Below are 17,970 nucleotides of genomic sequence, written 5' to 3'. Positions count from 1 at the left end.
ATCAGCCCTCGGCGTGGGCGACCGCTGCCTATCGCAAATCCGGAGTGTGGTCAAACAACCGCCTGTGGGCGCTGATGGCATAGGTGTCGGTCATGCCGGCGAGATAATCGCCGACATGGCGAGCCTTCGGCGCATCGGACAGACCGGCGATATGATCGACCCAGTAATGGCTTTGCATCTCCTTCGGATTGGCCATGTAGGCGGCGAAGAGATCGGTGACGATCTGGGCGGCGCCGGCACGGATGCGCATGATATCCGGATTGCGGTAGATGCGTTTGAAGAGCATCGCCTTGATCTGCCTGTCGGTCTCGGCCATCCCCTCGGAAAAGCTGGCGATAACCTGGCCGGCAGCGCGGATGTCGGCTGCGCTCTCAGGGTGCAAGAGCGACAGGCGCTGCTGCGCGACGCCGATCACGTCCTCCACCATGCGGGTAATCTGACGGCGCATGATCTCATGAGTGAAGCGGCTGGCCTCCAGATGCGGATATCGCTCCCGCACCTCGGCCATCAGCCCTGCAAGAAATGGGATTTCCTCCAGCATGTCGAAAGTCAGATAGCCGGAGCGCAGGCCATCGTCGATATCGTGGGTATTATAGGCAATGTCATCGGCGATCGCCGCCACCTGGGCCTCGAGGCTGGCATAGGTTGCAAGCTCGAGATCGTGCAGCTCGCAATAATCGAGGATCGGTTGCGGAACGGGACCGCGCGTGCCGACTCCCTCAGGCGTCAGAAGCGGACCATTGTGCTTGACGAGACCTTCGAGGCTTTCCCATGTCAGGTTGATGCCGTCGAATTCAGCATAGCGCCTCTCCAGCTTGGTCACGATGCGCAGCGATTGGGCATTGTGGTCAAAGCCGCCATAGGGCAGCAGCACCTCGTGCAACGCGTCCTCGCCGGTATGACCGAACGGCGTGTGGCCGAAATCGTGCACGAGCGCAACGCCCTCGGCCAGATCCTCGTCGAGCTTCAGGGCGCGGGCAAGAGCGCGGGCGATCTGCGCCACCTCGATTGTATGCGTCAGCCGGGTGCGGTAGTGATCGCCGTCCTGGGCGATGAAGACCTGGGTTTTGTGCTTCAGCCTGCGGAAGGCGGTGGTGTGAACGATGCGGTCGCGGTCGCGCTGGAAATCGGAGCGTGTCGGGCTGCCGTCCTCCTGATAGAGCCGTCCGCGCGTCGTCCAGGGATCGGCCGCATAGACCGCCCTTTCACTGCTGCCGAAACCCAAAGCACGCGTATCGATCGTCATTCTTCACCGTCATCCTGCATGTTGCCGCATCTGCCCATTGACGCCGCTTATCGCTCTTCATACCTATAGGTCGATGAAACGGCAAAGAGGCGCTTTCTTAACCGCTTCGGCGCATCATCGCCTTTTCGCGAAGATTATGGTAAGTTTCTTTGATATCAGGCATTTGAACATTCAAGTGCCAAAACCCATTCTCTCCGGATCTTGACCCCGGCAGGAGGAAACATGACGGATACAAGTGTAACCCTTTCAGATGCCGCGGCAAAGCGTATCGCTGCGATCGTCGGCGCCGAAGCTGGCAAGAGCGCGTTGCGCGTTTCCGTCGAAGGCGGCGGCTGTTCGGGCTTTTCCTACAAGTTCGATCTTGCTGACAGGGCTGACGACGACGACATTATCGTCGAAAAGAACGATGCCAAGGTGCTGATCGACAGCCTATCGCTCGTCTACATGGCGGGCTCGGAGATCGACTTCGTCGACAATCTGCTTGGCCAATCCTTCCAGATCAAGAACCCGAATGCGGTGGCAAGCTGCGGCTGTGGCACCAGTTTCTCGATCTGAAACGTTTAAACGCACGGACTCCCCATCAAACCGGCCGAAGAATTCCTTCCGGCCGGTTTATCGTCTTGTCCGCCGGTGAAAGACCACGATAAAAGAAGCGCACTAAAGCGCGCTGCATCGACGCTGATTCATGCGGTGCGCTTTAGCTCTTTGTTTTTTATGCCTGTCGTTATCCCAGAACCGCTGCACACTTCTGGGCGACATGCATGATGCGGAACGGGACAGAGCCATGAAGATCGCGACCTGGAACATCAACGGCGTCAAGGCGCGCATCGACAATCTCACGCAATGGCTCAAGGATTCCGATCCGGATATCGTCTGCCTGCAGGAGATCAAGACGGTCGATGAAGGTTTCCCGCGGCTGGAGATCGAGGCGCTCGGCTATCATGTCGAAACGCACGGCCAGAAGGGCTTCAACGGCGTCGCGATCCTCTCCAAGAGTTCACCTTTCGAAGTGAACCGCGGCCTGCCCGGCGATCCGCTGGACGAACAGGCGCGTTTCCTCGAAGCGGCGTTCACGCTGTCCGACACGCGCATCCTGCGCGTCTGCTGCATCTACCTGCCGAACGGCAATCCTGTCGAAACGGAGAAATATCCCTACAAGCTCGCCTGGATGGAGCGTCTGCGGACGTTTGCAGCCGAACGGCTGGCCTATGAAGACATGCTGGTTCTTGCCGGCGATTACAATGTCATCCCGGAACCGCACGACTGCTTCGATCCCAAGGTCTGGGAAAACGATGCACTGTTTCTGCCGCAGACGCGGGAGGCGTTCCGCAAGCTCGAAAATCTCGGGCTGACGGATGCCGTGCGCGCGACGACGGATGCGACGCAGTTCTATTCCTTCTGGGATTATCAGGCCGGCGCCTGGCCGAAGAACAACGGCATCCGCATCGACCATCTGCTGTTGTCACCGGAAGCCGCCGACCGGATGACATCGGCTGCGATCGAAAAACATGTGCGGGCCTGGGAAAAGCCGTCCGACCACGTGCCTGTCATCGCTTATTTCGATTTCGCGGGCTGAGCGCCCGATCGGCGCTTAGTCGTCGGAACCGCTCGCGATGGTGTGCGAGAGGGATACCGCCGTGCGGCGGTCGGCCTCGTTCGCTACCGAGAAGGCCTGCTCCTGCAGCGCTTCCATCCAGCTGCAGTCCTTGGGCTTGCAGCGGTCGAGCGCTGCCGTCATCAGCGCCAGACCGCGGGCCGTCTGGCCTTCATCGAACAGAATATTGCCGAAGACCGCCATGGCGCCGGGATGGCCGCTCTTGCGGGCCTGGTTCAGCCACTTCTTCGCCTGCTGCGGGCTGGCATTGCCGCCCTCGCCGGCCAGCATCATCTGCGCCAGCTGGAACTGCGCCTCGGGGACGCCAAAGGTTGAGGCCACCTGAAAATAAAGCTGGCGCGCCTGGCTGAGGTCGATCCTGACCGGACTGCCGGCAATGCCATGCTTGTAATAGCTGGCGAGCGAGAGCAGCGCGTTGACGAAGAAGCCCGTATCTTCCGAGCCGGGTTCGACGCCCTGCTGGGCAATCTCGCTGTAGATCTTGAAGGCTTCGAAATCGTCCTGCGTAACACCGTCACCATCGGCATACATGTTGGCGAGCGCCCAGCGCGAACCGGTGTGGCCCTTTTCGGCGGCGTATTTATAGGCTTCGACCGCTTCTTCCTTCTGGCCGTTCTTATAGGCTTTGAAGCCGAACTTGAAGAGATCGAAGGGTCCGGATTCCTTGCTGACGCCACCTTTGATGTCGAATGCGCGGCACGGACCGGACAGCGCCAGCGCTACGGCTATCGACATGCCCATCAGCATGAATTTGAACAGTTTGAACTCGGACGTCACCATTTCAACCGATTTCTTTCGCTCATCTCAGGCAGGCGGCAACGGCGCTCGCACCGTGCATCCCGCAGATGTATTTCTTCGAGGCGAGCGATCCCGCGGCGAGCTCCATGGCTCCTTTACCCGCGTCGCATCCAGCCCACTGGCCTTTTCTCAAAGGCGATATTCTCAGCCCATCCTTCAGAACCACCCGGCTCCCGGCATGGCTCGACCGCAATCTCCGTGGCACTCTTTCGGCAGGTGCGGTATTCGCCTTCCCGCCTTTATCGCATTCGTAAACAGTAAATGTGACGAAACCGGTATCGACATTTTCGGCAAAGCCGGGCTGCTCATCGGAGCGGGTCGAAAACAGCGACAATGAACGGATCGACGACTTCATCGCGAGGCCGGATTGGCGGCCGGAACTGCCTTGTTCGGAAAGCGAAACGACCGCAATCGAACGAATGTCGCCAATCGCGCCGTACGATCTGATGTACCCGGAAAAAAATCGACCCATGCTACTATTTACACGCACCGTACGCCTGCCATCTCCTCGCCTGCGAATAGCGCTGCGCCCTCTTTGTGGCGGGAAATGGACAAATTCGCCCTGCCGCCACCATACGCCAAACGTCGTAAAAATGTGTTGCTGAATCGTCACAAATTGGAACGTCGATTTGTCTTGCCAACGCCCAAAGAAAAGCCCGGCGAACTGCCGGGCTTGAAGACTTCTACTTGGGCAGCAAGATCAGAACTTGACCTTTACGCTGGTGGAAAGGGCCGCCAGCAGATCGTCGCCGAAGGAATAGGAGACGTCGTTGCCGTAGGTCCGGCCATTATACACGTAGGTGCCGGATTCTCCGCCGGTCATGATGCCGAGCGCGCCGGCCAGACGCCACTCGACATTCTCCACCGGCGTATAGGAGACACCTGCACCGAGCGTCCATGTGTCGGTCTGGGCGCCGTAGCCCTGGCTCGTGCCGCGATCCCAGGTCAGGCTGAGGGCGCCGGCCCATTGCTCGTTGAACTTGTGGCCGACGCCACCGCTGATCGTCCAGCCGTCGCGATAGAAGAGATCGAGCGAGGTGAGCTGGCTGCTGGCGGAGCAAGCGACGACGCCTTTGGTGGCCTTCGGGCAGAAGGCGATCGACTGCAGCACGCTCCAGTTCGTCCACTTGACCGAACCGAAGGCGAGCCAGTCGGGCGCAATGCCGCTCTGCAGCTTGAGTTCGACGGAATCCGGCGCCTCAGCCGAACCATAGACCGGCGTCACGACGCCAAGGTAGGGATTGGCAGGATTGGCGGCCTTCGGCACCTCGGTCAGGTCGACCGTGCCGGTGAGATCGTCATACTTGACCTTGCTGTTGTAGACCAGGCTGGCGCGGAAGGCATATTCCTCGATTTCGTAGGCGATGCCCGCCCGCCATCCCATGGCCTGGTCGGCAAGATCCAGACGGCCAGTGCCGTCATAGACCAGCGCGGCCGCCCCTGTGATCGGCGCGACGAGGCGTGTCTTGAAACCATCGACCGTCTGATAGAACCCGCCGCCGATCAGGCGAAGCTGGCCGGGGCCCATATCGAAACGATAGGAGCAGGTGGCGCCGTAGTTGCGGGTGCTGATCTTGGTTTCGATGTTGTCGTTGACACCCAGCCAGTCGGCGCCGGGATTGGTGTGTGCGCCGAAGGGTGTCGAAAAATCGCCCATACAGTCGATGGAGTCGCCGAAACCGACCTTCACCCCGAGATAGGGGATCCAGTAATCCTCAGTATCATCAGCCGTGGTCGAGCCTCCGCCAATGCCGTTCGTGCCGAGGCCATCGGTGGGATCGGTGTCCTTGACGTTTTTCAGCTTGCGCTGCGGCATGACATAGGTCGCGCCGGATTGGACGGCGAACCTCGAATTGTCGAAGAGAAGGTCGATATTGTATCCGCCGCGCTCCAGACCGCCGGCGAAGGACGGCGATGCAAGCGACGAAAGAAGAACGAGCGATGTTATGCCCTTGGAAAACCTACGAGATGCCATTGTGTCTCCCCCACTCCAGCAATTGATGTGACCCCACTCTAGTAAGTGTTCGCGTGATATGGCAACGCGCCCCACGGCAGCGCTCCCAGGCAATGCAGCGGCTAACTTACGTAAAGAAATTGACGGACACGTCAAAAAACCTGGTTAATAAAATTTTATTCCAGACCTATCGAATTTCAGGTGGACTTTTGGGTTTTCATTCCAAACATTGCAGAAGCTGTATCAATCCGACAACAGTGGCAGTTTTCGCCCGCTGGAGGTTCGCATGGGAGCAATCCACAGGATGAAGTGCTGAAAAGGCGCCGTTTCACGCGCGAACCGGACGAATCACAACAAAAAAGACGCGCCCGCGGAGGGCGCGTCTTTGAAATAACTTACCAAAATGGGTCCGTGAAACTTACCCGGCTTCGCTCACCCTGGAAAGAGCGGCCCTCAGGCTTGCGATCTGCCCCTTCAGTTCCTCGAGACGATCGCGCTCGGCCTCGACCACTTCGGGATTGGCGTTGGCGACGAACTTCTGGTTGGAGAGCTTGCCGTCGATGCGGGAGATCTCGCCTTCCATCTTGGCAATCGCCTTTTCGAGACGGGCCTTTTCGGCGGAAAGGTCGATCAGCTTGCCGAGCGGCAGGCAGATGGTCGCTTCAGCGACGACGATCTGAGCAGCACCCTTGGGCGCATCGTCAGCCAGCGATATCGCCTCGACGCGTGCAAGGCGCTTGATGGCGGCGTCGTGGCGGAACAGCCGTTCACGCGTCAGGTTGTTGGCCTTGACGACGACGAGCGGGGCTGTCGCCGACGGCGGGACGTTCATTTCAGCGCGCACCGAGCGGATGCCGGAGACGAGGTCGATCAGCCAGTTGATCTCGTCGGCCGCCCCGTCGTCGGCATAGGACGGCGCGGGCCATTCGGCATGGCAGACCAATGTGTCGCGCTCTTTGCCTTCGCCTGCCGTATGGGCCCAAAGCTCTTCGGTCATGAAGGGCATGAAGGGATGCAGCAGCTTGTAGATCTCTTCGAGAATATAAGCGCTGCAGGCCTGGGCTTCCGCCTTGGCGCCCTCGTCTTCTCCATTGAAGACCGGCTTCAACAGTTCGAGATACCAGTCGCAGACCTCGTTCCAGACGAAGCGATAGAGCGCGCCGGCGGCATCGTTGAAGCGGAAGGCTTCCAGCGCTTCCGTAACGTCACGTTCCGTACGGGCAAGTTCCGTCAGGATCCAGCGGTTGATGGTAAGCTCGGCCGCCTCGGGTACGAAATGCGGGTCGCTCTTTGCCCCGTTCATTTCGGCGAAGCGCGTGGCGTTCCAGAGCTTGGTGCCGAAATTGCGGTAGCCGGCGATGCGGGCCGGATCGAGCTTTACGTCGCGGCCCTGCGCCGCCATGATCGCCAGGGTGAACCGCAGCGCGTCGGCGCCGTATTCGTCGATCAGTTCCAAGGGATCGATGACGTTGCCCTTTGATTTCGACATCTTCTGCCCATTCTTGTCGCGCACCAGCGCGTGGACATAGACGGTCTGGAAGGGCTCAACGGGTTCGCCATCCTCGTCCTTCATGAAGTGCAGGCCCATCATCATCATGCGGGCAACCCAGAAGAAGATGATGTCGAAGCCGGTGACGAGAACGTTGGTCGGGTAATAACGCACCAGCTCCGGCGTCTCGTCCGGCCAGCCAAGCGTCGAGAAAGGCCAGAGTGCCGAGGAAAACCAGGTGTCGAGCACGTCTTCGTCACGCGTCAGGATCTCGCCCGGCTTGAAGTTTTCGAGCAGGTCCTCGACATAGGCCTTCATCGGCCCCTCATGCGAGAGGTAATGCTGGATCGCCGCCTGCAGCGCCTCTTCCTCGGTCTTTTCGACGAAGACCTGGCCGTCCGGGCCGTACCAGGCAGGAATCTGGTGACCCCACCAGAGCTGACGGGAGACACACCAGGGCTGGATGTTTTCCATCCACTCGTAATAGGTCTTGTCCCAGCTCTTCGGCACCATCCTGGTGCGACCTTCGCGGACCGAGGCGATCGCCGGTTCGGCGAGCGTCTTGGCGTCGACATACCATTGTTCGGTCAGCCGCGGCTCGATCGGCACGCCGCCGCGGTCGCCGTGCGGTACCATGTGCTTGTGCGGTTCGATCTTGTCGAGAAGGTCGGCCTCTTCGAAAATCTCGACAATGACCTTGCGCGCATAGAAGCGGTCCTGCCCTTCCAGGCGGTCCCAGGCGCCATGCAGCGCCGCCGGATTGTCGAGGCCTTCGAGGAAATCCTCATTGTCCTTGATGGTGATCGTGCCGTCGATATTCAGGATGTTGATCGAGCGCAGGCCAGCCCGCTTGCCGACGTCAAAGTCGTTGAAGTCATGCGCCGGCGTGATCTTGACGGCACCGCTACCGGCCGTCGGATCGGCGTAGCTGTCAGCAACGACCGGAATGCGGCGGCCGACGATCGGCAGGATGACATGCTTGCCGATGATCGACTTGTAACGCTCGTCCTCCGGATTGACGGCAACACCGGTATCGCCCAGCATCGTTTCAGGACGCGTGGTGGCAACGACCAGATAGTCGCGCGTTTCCCATTCGGTCGGCTTGCCTTCCTCGTCGAAAGCGATCGGGTACTGGTAGGTGACACCCGGCTCGAGCGGATAGCGAAGATGCCAGAGATTGCCCTTGATCTCATGCTGTTCGACTTCAAGATCGGAGATAGCCGTCAGCAGCTTCGGATCCCAGTTGACGAGGCGCTTGTCCTTGTAGATCAGCCCTTCCTTGTAGAGCGTGACGAAAACCTCGAGAACGGCCTTCGACAGGCCCTCGTCCATGGTGAAACGTTCGCGCGACCAGTCGCATGACGCACCCAGACGCTTCAGCTGGTTGAAGATCAGGCCGCCGGATTCACCCTTCCACTCCCAGACCTTGTCGATGAAGGCTTCACGGCCCATGTCGCGGCGGCCCGGCAGCTGCTGTTCCATCAGCTTGCGTTCGACGACCATCTGCGTGGCGATGCCGGCGTGGTCCATGCCCGGCTGCCAGAGCACGTCCTTGCCGCGCATGCGCTCGAAGCGGACCAGGATGTCCTGCAGCGTGTTGTTGAGCGCATGGCCCATGTGCAGCGAACCGGTGACGTTCGGCGGCGGGATCACGATGGTGAACGTCTCGGCCCCGGGCCTGGCGTTCGCGCCGGCACGGAAGGCATCCGCCTCGTCCCATATCGCGGCGATTTTCGGTTCGACGGCGGCGGAATCATAGGTCTTGTCGAGCATTTTCTGACCAATTTCGAGGTTCGAGGGTGGCGTTTGTAAATAGGATGGCCACGGCCAAGTCAATAAAAAAGCCGCCCCGGAGACCGGAGCGGCTTTTCAAGAAAAAGCAATCCGATCAGCGACGCGGGCCGCGTGCCACGCGCTCGATTTCTTCGCGCACCAACCGCTCGACCAGTGTCGGCAGATTATCATCAAGCCATTCGCGCAGCATCGGGCGCAGCATGTCCTCTGCGATCTCGTCCAGCGACCGGCGCTCTGCGCCGTCGATTGCCGCGGCGAGCTCCTCGAAAGAGCGGCTGATCTGCAGGCCGGCATCCTCCGAAAGCAGCGTCGGCTGGACCTCGTCCAGAACGCTCGGCAGGAAACGCTCGGTCGACGACTGAGCGGGCTCCATAGCCGGCGGCGCTGTTTCGACGGCAGGCGCCGGCTCGGCGACGGCCACCCCAGGCGTTTCCGTCAACACCGGCTCGGCCGGCTGCTGGATCGCAACATGCTGAACGGGCGCTGCGGCAGTGGGGAAAATAGGCTGTGGTTGCGATTGCGGTGCCGCGGCGCGCGGCGGTTCCGGCATCACGGCCGGCTGCGGTTCGGGCTGGCGGAAACCGCTCGGAATTTCGCGCAGGGCTTGACCGGCCTGCACGGCGCTGCGCTCGGAGGCGGCGCGCACGCGGGCGGCGACATCGGCAAGCGACAGGGCGCGGGCCGGTACTTCTGCTTCGGGGGCGGTGCCGGCCGAATTGGCGGCGACGAAACGCGGATCGGAGGAGCGCATGACCGGTTCGGGGAATTCCACGCCGGCATAGGTGTCGTCGACCGTCAGATGAATTTCGGAGCCGTTGTCATCCTCATCGGCGCCGTAGACCGGCGGCAGGGATGCGGAAATCGCCTTGCCGGCGCCGGGCTCATTGCTTTCGATGATCTGGCGGATGGAGGCCAGAATTTCTTCCATGGACGGTTCACGCGCTACACTTGGCTGAGCCATTTCTATCCCCGTTATCCCAAAACAACGACCGGATGGTGTGGAGCATTCATCCGAATCACCACGACCTTAGAATACCCCAGGCGTGAAAAAAATCATCGCGAATCAAATGAATGCCGCCATGCACAGTTTTGTTACCCAATGTTTGCCACCCGCAAAGCCTGTCGCAATTTTGCTGCGGCGACATCCATGAAACAGAACTTGAAGCGCACGGCCTCTATCCAGTCCGCCGTGGTCGCGTCAGCATAAATGATGTTTGTGAAGGCTTTCCAGCGGCATTGATAAAAAACGGGCGCCGATGGCGCCCGTCGCTGAATTTCGTCGATAAGAACGATGTCAGAAAACGAATTCACGCGCCTTGGCGAAACCCGGCAGCGGCTTGACCGAGGCATTGAAGAAGACATTTTCCGAAACAGCGCCGCGCTCGGCGACGAAGACCTTGGCGCGGGCGGCATTGCCGTAACCTTCGACCGTGATCAGACGGCCACCATCGCGCAATTGACCGAGAAGAGTTGTTGGAACCTCTTCGACGGCGCCGTTGACGAAGATCAGATCATAGGGAGCGCCGGCAGCGTAGCCATTCTCGAGCGGGCCGGTCACGACTTCAACTTTGGCGTATCCGGCAAGCTGCGTCTTCGCCTCGGCGGCGAGCGCCTCGTCGCATTCGAGCGCGATGACGGAGCCGGCAATGATCGACAGCAGCGCCGATGTGTAACCCGTGCCGCAACCGACTTCGAGCACGAAATCATCCTTGGTGATCGCGGCCAGCTGCAGCAGCTTGGCGAGTGGCGACGCCTCCATCAGGAAGCGGGCCGGTTTTCCCGGTGCGGCGGCTGATATCTCGACATCGTTGTCGATATAAGCCAGCAGCTTCGCCTTCTCCGGCACGAAAGTCTCACGCGGCACCGTGAGAAACGCCGTCAGCACGGAATGCGAGGTAACGTCCGTCGTGCGAACCTGGGTATCGACCATCTTTGCGCGCGCTGCTTCGAAATCCATCATGTCCTCTCGCTCTTAAAAAGCGGTTCCTGTCCCTCGTCTCTTAATCTCCACCACGGATGCTTTCAAGGCTTGGCAGCCGCAGGCGGAAAGAATCCGGCCGGCGCCTCTTCCGTGCCACAGGAGACAGGATGGACGCTGCAACTCCAGCGTGGAACCTTCCGCCCCCTCATGTTATGATTTGCAACGGAGGAAATAGGAGGAGCAGGCCATGTCTGCGATTTTTGAATATTTCACGCTGTTCGATTTTTTCATCGTCGCAGCGCTGATTGGCATATTCTGCTGCGGGCTGCTGGACGGCGAAACGACCTGGAGGCGATAGGGCGCCGAAGCGCATTCGGAGATATCCCCCGCATCGCGGCTGCGGCAATTCATGTCGGCGGGCGCAGGTCTGACATGCGTTCTTTTCCTTTGAAATCCAGCCTTCGACAGCCGCATGCGCATTAACGTTACGTCAACCATTTTGTTGCTGCGCCCTCGCCTTCCGCTATGGGTGTGCGCATGCAAACCTTTCTGATCCAATCGCGCGGCATAGAAGCGCTTCACTACAACGCCGATGCCCGCCTGCTGCTGATCAAATACAGCAGCGGCGACATTCGCAGCTTCACCCGCATTTCGCCGCAGGGCATGCGACGGCTGCTCGGCGCCGGCCCCGAAATCGATGACGGGCCTGAACTGAGCGATCTGGAATATCAGGCGGAAATCCGCAAGGGCGGCCTGAGGGCGCTCTACCGACTCACGGGAATCAATCCGTCACAGTTCGATTTTTCGCCCGGCCAGCGGATCTGGTAGCATCGCAAACGCCGATGCCGCACCGCTGCGCCAGCGGCGTTTCACATTAATTCTATCATGTGGAAGAATGTTGGAGGCCTCGCCCGGAATTGAACCGGGGTACAAGGATTTGCAGTCCTCTGCGTCACCACTCCGCCACGAGGCCTCACGCGCTCGTTATCTGAGCCGTGGCGAGCGTTTAGAATGATCGTAAGGAAATCGCAAGAGGGCATTTCGGAAAAACGCCATTCCGCAGTTGCTGAAACGACCATTTTTCCATCCCCAAACGGAGTGGGCGCAGGCTGGAATTTTCACGGCCGTAACGATGCCCCATTTCCTGCCAATGATTGCATTTGAAACAAATTCTTGACTTGACTTCGATCATCGTCCGGGCCTCAATTATCCTCGGGAGGGTATAGGAGCTTGCGATGGATTGGGCTGCCCTCAAATCGAAGCACGTGCATGCGGCATTCGATGCCGAAACCCGGGATCTGCATGTAAAATTCCCCGGTTCTCCGCCGGTGAAACATGCAAATATTCCGCTGCACGTCTACCAGAACCTGCTGGAAACGGATGATCCGCACTTCTATTACAAATATTATATAGCGCCGTCTCGCGTATCACCGGGCCGTCGACAACCGGTCTCCGTGGCATCCTACGCAGTGAAGCTCGTCCTCCTCCTTGCCGTTTGCAGCCTGTTGCTGGCGACCAGCCTCGATCCGGACCATGGCGGGGTTTTCGAGGAAAGCGAACTCAGATCCAACTAGACGCGACTTTGCATAGGCAGAACGCCCCGGTTAACTTCAGGGCCTGCGACCAGTCGGCTGCTTCCGGCGTCGAAATTGTCGCTCCTGTTCTGAGAACGGTAGCGCCGGTTGTCCCGCTCGCGGTCGTTCCTCCCATCACGCTCATTCCGGCCGTTGAAATTGCGATAGTTGCGAGGCCCGTTGTAGCTGCCGCCTTGGCCGTGATCGACCACGCAGCCTTCGGGCCGACGGCAGATGCCACGGGCGTCGAAACCGCCGCTGTCGACACCCTGGGCCACGGCGGGCGCGCCGGAGAGAATGCTCGCCGCTGACAGGACAACCACAAAAAATAGCTTCATTTCCTCACCTGGGCCATTGTGGGGCACTTACACTTTATAAACCACGAATGCGAAAAGCGCTCCACTGTTCCACGGTCCCCTCACTGGGGCGACCATCAGCCAGCCGGGTTTCGCCGCCTGTGCCACCAGACCGCCAGCCGCCGCCGAAGCCGGCGCGCGAACGGCAGATCATGCGAGAGCACCAGGAAGCCGAGCGGCAGCATCCAGAAGCCGAGAATGGGCAAGAAACCCAGCAAGCCGCAGAAAATGAGGGCCACGCCGAGTGCCATCCGCGCGATGCGCGAGCGCGGCATGCCGATGCTGAAGGAGCCGAGCACAAGCCTGCCGCTTGCATGATCGATGCCGAAGCGCCCTGCCCGCGCCTTGCGCTTTTCGCCACCACTTGTCTCACTGCGATCATTCACATTTGTCATTCTCCAGAGATGGGCGCAGGCACCCCAAATACAAGTTCATTTCATTTTTTTGAAAAAACCGCTTGGCAAATCGGGAAAGCGTTTGTATTAGCCCACTCACACCGCGCCAAGCAGTGATCCCTGGTAGCTCAGCGGTAGAGCATTCGACTGTTAATCGACAGGTCGCCGGTTCGAATCCGGCCCGGGGAGCCATTTTTCAAGTAATCGCCTGTTTCGTTGATAAATCGGAAAGCAGGCGTTTTCTTCCCACTTTTCCTCCCGCTTTTGAATGCTCCCAAGGGCTTTTCGCGTTGGGCATCGCGGACAACGCGCTTTTTACGACGGGTAGGCATTCGCTGGCCAACCAACCGGCGGCGGTGTAAAGCAAACGCCATGGCGCTAGATCCTGAAAAAGCATTTTTAGATTACAGTGCGGCGGACTGCAGCGTGCAGTTCTGGACCGCCAACGCACCGGCCGTGCAATTTACCTCTTTGGAAGCCGCTGTCCGGTTCGCAAAAGACCATGGCGGCAGGTGGGAAGAGATTGAGATAACAGTGCATCTGCCGCGCGAGGACATCGTATTCGCTACCGGAAAAGTACATCGACTCATTGACGCTTTGCCAGGTGATCTCCGGAAAAAACGGTAATGAGATGGATTGGCCGTCAATAGAACCGGCTGGCGCGCTGCCGGGCCGTCTTGGCCAATTTTCAAAAAGTGTCTTGAACTTTCAATAGACGCTTTTTCTGTTCAGCTCAAAGCATCAGCTTGCCTCGCTCGGACCACGCCCGCAGCTCGCGGTGATGCAGCGAAACACATACTCTCACCACAGCATCTGGATAAGATCACGGTCATGGCTCTCAGTATGGCGATAGGAATCGGAATCGGCGCGGCAGTCGGCCCGATACTGTTCGATGACGCCGCGATCGGCATCACATTCGGTGTCGCGATCGGCGCCGCGGTTGGGGCTGCCATCAAACAGAAGTGACGGCTTGCTGAACGCCAGCCTGACGCTCCGCCAGCTCCGGTTTGCTTGTACGGGCAAAGAGACGACCGCCTCTAGTAGCTGCACGAACGACCGTCGCCGGGTCGGAACCCATCGGCGCAGGCCGGGTTCATTGAATCTCCCGGCTGATATCCTGATGCCGTGCCATAGGAATTCGGTGGTGTCGAGCAGGCCGAGATGATGGCGGCAAGACTGATTGCCCCGGCTGCTACAAATGCCCGAAATTTCTTCATCGATGCCTCTCCAGTTTGGCTGTGACCGAGTGACGAGAGCTTCGGCTCTCTCCTGCCAAGATCACCTTGTCCCTCAAGATATGGCGCTCGCTTCGCCGGACGTCAGCTCCGAACGCGCAAGATTCTTATCGATCTCGATTAGCTCCGCATGAAGATTGTCGATGACCAAGCCGGCCGGGAACAAAGACCGTGGTTCAAAGTTGAGTGGCATCAACCACGTAACGTCAGTTTCTGACAGGAGGTCTTTCATGGGTCGCGGTATTCTGCTTTGGCTGCTTGGTGTTCCACTGCCGATCATCATCCTTCTTGCTCTGTTTATGCGATAGGGACGGATCATGTCGGTTTCAATGACAGGTTCCGGAGAGATTGCTACTCCGGTCGAATCCTCCAAATCCGCCATGACATGGGGGCCCATCTTCGGAGGCGCCGCTGCTGCCATCGGCGTGACCCTCATTCTTTTGCTGCTTGGATCCGGGGTTGGGTTGACGATGGTGTCGCCCTGGTCGGGGCAAAGCAGCTCGCTCGGCACGGTCGGGGTGACGGCGGCGATCTGGCTCGTTATCGTGCAATGGCTCTCCTCCGGGCTCGGCGGCTATATCACCGGCCGGCTGCGCACGAAGTGGGCGGCTGTCCACACCGACGAGGTATTCTTCCGCGACACGGCGCATGGCTTCATCAGCTGGGCGCTGGCGACGATTTTCGTCGCCGGATTTCTAGCCTCGTCGCTGACCTCTCTTGCCGGTGCGGGCGCACAGGCCGTGGGTTCGGCCGCCACCGCCGCAGGTACAGCGGCGTCATCGACGGCATGGGCCGCGGATCTGCCCACCGCCTATTTTACCGACGCTTTGCTGCGTCCTGAACAGGCCCGTGCAGGAGCAACATCCGATGATGATGCTGCAACGGCTGAGGTCTCCCGCATCCTCCTCAACGGTGCTGCCGCCGGCCAGATTCCGGATGACGACAAGGCCTATCTTGCCACCATCGTCTCTGCTCGCACCGGTCTTTCCGAGGCCGATGCACGCACCCGCGTCGACACTGTGCTGAAGCGCATCGACGACGCCAAGGTCGCCGCCCAGAAAGCCGCCGATGAGGCACGCAAGGCTGCCTCCACCACAGCATTGCTCGGCGCACTGTCACTTCTGATTGGGGCATTCATCGCTGCTGCCGCCGCAGCGTTTGGCGGTTCGCAGCGCGACGAAGAGGAAGATCTCATCGTTACCTCCCGGATCTAAGATCGACGGAAATCGGGGCGCAGGGTCGAAAGGCCACGCGCCCCTTTATGTTGGGCCTCGGGTCTCCCGTGCTCGACTATCGGCCGCCCCCAGGTGGCCTCTTGCCCAGTTGCGGTTTATTTCGCATCCAGCGGAACATGTGGCCGTTGGGGAGCTTCGGTTAGGTAAAACCCTTTCCGGAGAATATAGATGGCCAAGAAGACCTCTCAAACCTCGCCCTCGGACAACGCAACGATCCATGATCAGAAACTGCACCGGGGTGCAGGCGGCGAGCTCCATCAGTTTGCCGAAGACGGCATGCCGGTGCTGACCACAGCGCAAGGTGGCCCCGTTTCCGATGATCAGAATACGCTTCGCGTTGGCGCCCGTGGCCCGGCCCTCATCGACGACTTCCACTTCCGTGAGAAGATCTTTCATTTCGACCACGAGCGCATTCCCGAGCGGGTCGTGCATTCGCGCGGCTACGGCGCCCATGGCTACTTCGAAACATATGAATCCCTGGCCGCCTATACCCGGGCCGATCTTTTCCAGCGGCCCGGCGAAAAGACGCCGGCCTTCGTCCGGTTCTCGACCGTCGCCGGCAGCAAGGGTTCCTTCGATCTGGCGCGCGACGTCCGTGGTTTCGCAGTGAAGATCTACACCCAGCAGGGAAATTGGGACCTGGTCGGCAACAACATCCCCGTTTTCTTCATTCAGGACGCGATCAAATTTCCCGACGTCATTCATTCCGTAAAGCCGGAGCCCGACAGGCAATTTCCGCAGGCGCAGTCGGCGCATGACAATTTCTGGGACTTCATCACCCTCACGCCCGAAAGCATGCACATGATCATGTGGGTGATGTCGGACCGCGCCATTCCGCGCTCGTTCCGGTTCATGGAGGGTTTCGGCGTTCATACCTTCCGCTTCGTCAACGCAGCGGATGAATCGACCTTCGTCAAATTCCACTGGAAACCGAAACTCGGCCTGCAGTCCGTCGCCTGGAACGAGGCAGTCAAAATCAATGGAGCGGATCCGGATTTCCATCGCCGCGACCTCTGGCAGTCGATCCAGTCGGGAGCCTTCCCGGAATGGGAGCTCTGCGTGCAGCTTTTCGATCAGGACTTCGCCGACACGTTCGACTTCGACATTCTCGATCCGACGAAGATCATTCCCGAGGAGATCCTTCCGGTCAAACCGATCGGCCGTCTTGTGCTCGACCGCATGCCCGAGAACTTTTTTGCGGAGACCGAGCAGGCCGCGTTTATGACGCAGAATGTTCCCCCCGGTATCGACTTCAGCAACGATCCGCTGCTGCAGGGACGAAATTTCTCCTATCTCGACACGCAGTTGAAACGTCTGGGCGGTCCGAATTTCACGCATCTGCCGATCAACGCGCCGAAGTGTCCCTTCCACAATTTCCAGCAGGACGGCCATATGGCGATGCGCAATCCTGTCGGACGCGTCAATTACCAGCCGAATTCCTGGAATCAGGGGCCGCGGGAATCGCCGGTTCAGGGCTATCGCCACTTCCCGGCCGAGGAGCAGGGCCCCAAGGTTCGGCTGCGGCCGGAAAGCTTTGCCGATCATTACAGCCAGGCGCGACAGTTCTACATCAGCCAGACTCCGCCCGAGCAACGCCATATCGCTGCGGCGCTGATCTTCGAACTGAGCAAGGTCGAAACGCCGGTCATTCGTGAGCGTATGGTCTCGCATCTGATGAACATCGATGAGACGCTGGCCAGCAAGGTTGGCCACGCACTCGGCTTCAAATCGATGCCGAAGCCTGCCGATGCCGCCATGCCGACGCGGCAGGATCTCGAGCCGTCGCCGGCGCTCAGCATCGTCGAGCGCGGTCCGAAGCGGTTCGAAGGACGCAAGCTCGGCATTCTTGTCAGCGATGGTACCGATGCCGCTATCTTCAAGGCGCTGCTTGCCGCGATCACCGAGCAGAAGGCAACATTCGAAGTGATCGCGCCAAAGATCGGCGGCGTGACGCTCTCGGACGGCAATTGGATCGAAGCACATCAGATGATCGACGGCGGACCGTCGGTGCTTTACGACGCCGTCGCCCTCCTCCCCTCGGCAGAGGGAACCGGCGAACTGCTGAACGAGGCCACGGCCCGCGATTTCGTGGCGGATGCCTTCGTGCACTGCAAGTTCATCGGTTATGTGGAAACAGCGCTGCTGCTGATGCAGAAGGCCGGAATTGCCGACGCACTGGATGAGGGCGTGATTGCGCTCGGAGCAGCAAAAGACGTCACGGCTTTTATCCAGGCGCTTGGCAAACTGCGGGTCTGGGGCCGAGAGCCGTCGGTCAAATTGAATTGACCGTCTCGTCGTCATGTCCGCGAGAGAACGGCTAGTCGTCAGAATAAAACCCGCGGAAACGCGGGTTTTATG

At 59.6% G+C, this 17,970-nt stretch carries 18 protein-coding genes and 2 tRNA genes; 9 read left to right on the top strand and 11 right to left on the bottom strand.

Features of this window, described 5'->3' with window-relative positions; all coding sequences use genetic code 11:
- Positions 1–28: 28 nt before the first annotated feature.
- A complete protein-coding gene (locus tag AC1D2N_RS20760; RefSeq protein WP_028732044.1) occupies positions 29–1,246 on the bottom strand; it encodes a deoxyguanosinetriphosphate triphosphohydrolase in 1,218 nt (405 codons plus the stop codon).
- Between the two features lie 222 nt (positions 1,247–1,468).
- Between AC1D2N_RS20760 and erpA the strand changes: the two genes are divergently transcribed.
- Positions 1,469–1,801 (top strand): iron-sulfur cluster insertion protein ErpA, encoded by a 333-nt coding sequence (gene erpA / locus AC1D2N_RS20755; RefSeq protein WP_018241789.1) that lies wholly within the window; start codon positions 1,469–1,471, stop codon positions 1,799–1,801.
- Between the two features lie 229 nt (positions 1,802–2,030).
- The gene (gene xth, locus AC1D2N_RS20750) at positions 2,031–2,822 is read left to right on the top strand and encodes an exodeoxyribonuclease III (protein ID WP_028732045.1); all 792 of its coding nucleotides are present in this window, start codon (positions 2,031–2,033) and stop codon (positions 2,820–2,822) included.
- Positions 2,823–2,837: 15 nt separating this feature from the next.
- Here the strand turns inward: xth and exoR are convergent, their stop codons facing one another.
- The 6 genes from exoR to AC1D2N_RS20720 form a co-directional block, all read right to left on the bottom strand.
- Positions 2,838–3,641, bottom strand: coding sequence for an exopolysaccharide production regulator ExoR (gene exoR / locus AC1D2N_RS20745; RefSeq protein ID WP_003558862.1), 804 nt, complete (start codon positions 3,639–3,641; stop codon positions 2,838–2,840).
- A 19-nt stretch (positions 3,642–3,660) separates the two neighbouring features.
- On the bottom strand, positions 3,661–4,272 hold the full coding sequence (locus AC1D2N_RS20740; RefSeq protein WP_245484461.1) for a hypothetical protein: 612 nt from the start codon (positions 4,270–4,272) through the stop codon (positions 3,661–3,663).
- Between the two features lie 87 nt (positions 4,273–4,359).
- The gene (locus AC1D2N_RS20735; protein WP_018241787.1) at positions 4,360–5,634 is read right to left on the bottom strand and encodes an OmpP1/FadL family transporter; all 1,275 of its coding nucleotides are present in this window, start codon (positions 5,632–5,634) and stop codon (positions 4,360–4,362) included.
- A gap of 397 nt (positions 5,635–6,031) precedes the next feature.
- Complete coding sequence (locus AC1D2N_RS20730; protein WP_130652271.1) at positions 6,032–8,875, bottom strand: valine--tRNA ligase; 2,844 nt, start codon at positions 8,873–8,875, stop codon at positions 6,032–6,034.
- A 115-nt stretch (positions 8,876–8,990) separates the two neighbouring features.
- A complete protein-coding gene (locus tag AC1D2N_RS20725) occupies positions 8,991–9,857 on the bottom strand; it encodes a PopZ family protein (protein ID WP_130652270.1) in 867 nt (288 codons plus the stop codon).
- Between the two features lie 333 nt (positions 9,858–10,190).
- Complete coding sequence (locus AC1D2N_RS20720; protein WP_197728250.1) at positions 10,191–10,856, bottom strand: protein-L-isoaspartate O-methyltransferase family protein; 666 nt, start codon at positions 10,854–10,856, stop codon at positions 10,191–10,193.
- A 486-nt stretch (positions 10,857–11,342) separates the two neighbouring features.
- Between AC1D2N_RS20720 and AC1D2N_RS20715 the strand changes: the two genes are divergently transcribed.
- A complete protein-coding gene (locus AC1D2N_RS20715; RefSeq protein WP_018445631.1) occupies positions 11,343–11,645 on the top strand; it encodes a hypothetical protein in 303 nt (100 codons plus the stop codon).
- A gap of 71 nt (positions 11,646–11,716) precedes the next feature.
- Here AC1D2N_RS20715 and AC1D2N_RS20710 read toward each other — a convergent pair.
- Positions 11,717–11,790: transfer RNA gene (locus AC1D2N_RS20710), tRNA-Cys, on the bottom strand.
- Positions 11,791–12,052: 262 nt separating this feature from the next.
- Between AC1D2N_RS20710 and AC1D2N_RS20705 the strand changes: the two genes are divergently transcribed.
- Entirely contained in the window at positions 12,053–12,391 is a 339-nt protein-coding gene (locus AC1D2N_RS20705; protein WP_130652269.1) for a KTSC domain-containing protein, read from the top strand.
- On the opposite strand, the gene AC1D2N_RS20700 is transcribed toward AC1D2N_RS20705, so the two are convergent.
- The gene (locus AC1D2N_RS20700) at positions 12,388–12,729 is read right to left on the bottom strand and encodes a hypothetical protein (RefSeq protein WP_130652268.1); all 342 of its coding nucleotides are present in this window, start codon (positions 12,727–12,729) and stop codon (positions 12,388–12,390) included. The two genes, AC1D2N_RS20705 and AC1D2N_RS20700, sit on opposite strands and share 4 nt — an antisense overlap.
- 95 nt (positions 12,730–12,824) lie before the next feature.
- Positions 12,825–13,142 carry a hypothetical protein gene (locus tag AC1D2N_RS20695; protein ID WP_018445659.1) on the bottom strand — a complete coding sequence of 106 codons (318 nt, stop codon included), beginning with the start codon at positions 13,140–13,142 and terminating at the stop codon, positions 12,825–12,827.
- Positions 13,143–13,259: 117 nt separating this feature from the next.
- On the opposite strand from AC1D2N_RS20695, the gene AC1D2N_RS20690 reads away from it, so the two are divergent.
- From AC1D2N_RS20690 to AC1D2N_RS20680, 3 genes are all read left to right on the top strand, one after another.
- Positions 13,260–13,334 (top strand) — tRNA-Asn (locus tag AC1D2N_RS20690).
- A gap of 180 nt (positions 13,335–13,514) precedes the next feature.
- On the top strand, positions 13,515–13,769 hold the full coding sequence (locus tag AC1D2N_RS20685) for a hypothetical protein (RefSeq protein WP_130652267.1): 255 nt from the start codon (positions 13,515–13,517) through the stop codon (positions 13,767–13,769).
- Between the two features lie 9 nt (positions 13,770–13,778).
- Complete coding sequence (locus tag AC1D2N_RS20680; protein ID WP_130652266.1) at positions 13,779–14,108, top strand: glycine zipper domain-containing protein; 330 nt, start codon at positions 13,779–13,781, stop codon at positions 14,106–14,108.
- A gap of 71 nt (positions 14,109–14,179) precedes the next feature.
- Here AC1D2N_RS20680 and AC1D2N_RS20675 read toward each other — a convergent pair whose 3' ends face one another.
- Complete coding sequence (locus AC1D2N_RS20675) at positions 14,180–14,359, bottom strand: hypothetical protein (protein WP_018241777.1); 180 nt, start codon at positions 14,357–14,359, stop codon at positions 14,180–14,182.
- 335 nt (positions 14,360–14,694) lie between these two features.
- On the opposite strand from AC1D2N_RS20675, the gene AC1D2N_RS20670 reads away from it, so the two are divergent.
- The gene (locus AC1D2N_RS20670) at positions 14,695–15,591 is read left to right on the top strand and encodes a hypothetical protein (protein WP_130652265.1); all 897 of its coding nucleotides are present in this window, start codon (positions 14,695–14,697) and stop codon (positions 15,589–15,591) included.
- A 189-nt stretch (positions 15,592–15,780) separates the two neighbouring features.
- Positions 15,781–17,898 (top strand): catalase, encoded by a 2,118-nt coding sequence (gene katE, locus AC1D2N_RS20665; protein WP_130652264.1) that lies wholly within the window; start codon positions 15,781–15,783, stop codon positions 17,896–17,898.
- Positions 17,899–17,970: the final 72 nt, after the last annotated feature.

It is taken from the genome of Rhizobium sp. P1_B8 (assembly GCF_056406515.1).
This window is presented reverse-complemented; position numbering and strand designations above follow the sequence as displayed.